Annotated in this window: 3 protein-coding genes; all 3 read right to left on the bottom strand. The window is 48.9% G+C overall.

Annotation, left to right across the window (positions count from 1 at the left end; all coding sequences use genetic code 11):
* Window positions 1–63: 63 nt before the first annotated feature.
* The 3 genes from ACJ2PR_RS35965 to ACJ2PR_RS35955 are packed head-to-tail and all read right to left on the bottom strand — an operon-like array spanning window position 64 to window position 1,261.
* Entirely contained in the window at window positions 64–279 is a 216-nt protein-coding gene (locus ACJ2PR_RS35965; RefSeq protein WP_446880649.1) for an ISAzo13-like element transposase-related protein, read from the bottom strand.
* 17 nt (window positions 280–296) lie between these two features.
* On the bottom strand, window positions 297–785 hold the full coding sequence (locus tag ACJ2PR_RS35960; RefSeq protein ID WP_446880648.1) for an ISAzo13-like element transposase-related protein: 489 nt from the start codon (window positions 783–785) through the stop codon (window positions 297–299).
* Complete coding sequence (locus tag ACJ2PR_RS35955) at window positions 782–1,261, bottom strand: ISAzo13-like element transposase-related protein (RefSeq protein ID WP_446880647.1); 480 nt, start codon at window positions 1,259–1,261, stop codon at window positions 782–784. Before ACJ2PR_RS35955 ends, ACJ2PR_RS35960 begins: the two co-directional genes overlap by 4 nt.
* Between the last annotated feature and the right edge of the window lie 94 nt (window positions 1,262–1,355).

The raw sequence follows: 1,355 nt of genomic DNA, 5'->3' as shown, positions 1-1,355 counted from the left end.
TAAGGGATCTGCAATTAAATAAAGTACCAGTTGTGCAGGAATAATAGTAACATCCCATTTAGGTCAGGTTCCGGAGCATAGCCAGAACGGAAGATAGCGTTCTTCGAGTTCTGGAAGCGGAACTTTGATGCCTTTCTCATAGATAGTATCAAGCAGATGGACGGTCGGCGAAATTCCCTTCCAAGTCATGTGGGTCGCCCACTGGATCGCAGTCTCAACTGAATCAAGAACCGTTCCATTCCAATAGTTTTCCAAGGCTGCCCAACATCGTTCACGCACCTTCGGTGAGGCGAAGCCTACGGATTGTACTTGCTGTGATCAGGCGGGTAGTAGACGAGATGAATTTGCAAGTGGGTCAGTTGAGCCAATTCCACCATGCGCTTGATGAATTGGGTACGATTGCTGCGGCTTGCAGATCCTCCCTCCCGGTCAATCATCAGTTCGTCGAGAGGCTGGTACTCAGTTTGATGGTCGTGCCACCAATCCCTTAAGCAATCGACAATCAGATCACTCGTTTCGGCAGATTGCCCGAAGTCGATCGACAACTGGTCGGTTTCAGTATTGAGAATGCCAAACGGTACTAAAACAGCACTCCATTCACTATCAGGGTCATCTGCTTGCAAGGGGTCAAATCGCCTGTTTTTGCCGCCACGCGAAAGGTTGTCAATCTTCACTTTTGCTTTGCTATCAATCGAGAGTCGCAAGATTTTAGGATGCTCGTCGGCTTGCTGATTCGCAGCAAATACATTCTCGAAAATGGCATCCGTTTCGGCAAGCTTTTTCAAGGGTTTGGTCTTTTGCGTTTTTTTAGGCGATATCCCATCCGATTGAGGATCTCACCAATCGTTTGACGAGTGGGTAAAGCGCTCTCCTCGTAGCCCGTTTCCGTCACGAGTGCTTCTCGCACCGCTCTGGCACTGATGCGGGCATACAGAAAAGTCGTCTGAAATTTCGGGTCTGTCTGGGCTTGAGCATCCACTAATGTCCGAATCTCTGCTGCTAAATTTGGCAAAACGATTTCGCTTTTGTGTCGTCCTCTTGCCTGATAGTTATCGACACACCGAATGCCGCTGCGTCGCTCGTGTAAGCCGAGTTGAACACTCTGCCGACTCCATCCCAAAACGGTTTCTGCTTTGCGGGCTGAACCCTTGAAGTAATCTTCAGTCACTTTTGCCATGAAGTCTCGTTTGCGATGTCCCGTCAATTTCTGTGCCGCATCTTTGAGCGTCGATTTGATTGTCTCGTTGAGCCTGGTCTCCACACTTCCAACTTTAGAGATGAATCGCAAAAATGCGGAACCCCGCGTTTCTGCTTGCTTCTAGAATGACTGGGAGTTTATTTCTCCGCAAGCCCCT

The organism is Phormidesmis sp. 146-33 (genome assembly GCF_052939515.1).
This window is presented reverse-complemented; position numbering and strand designations above follow the sequence as displayed.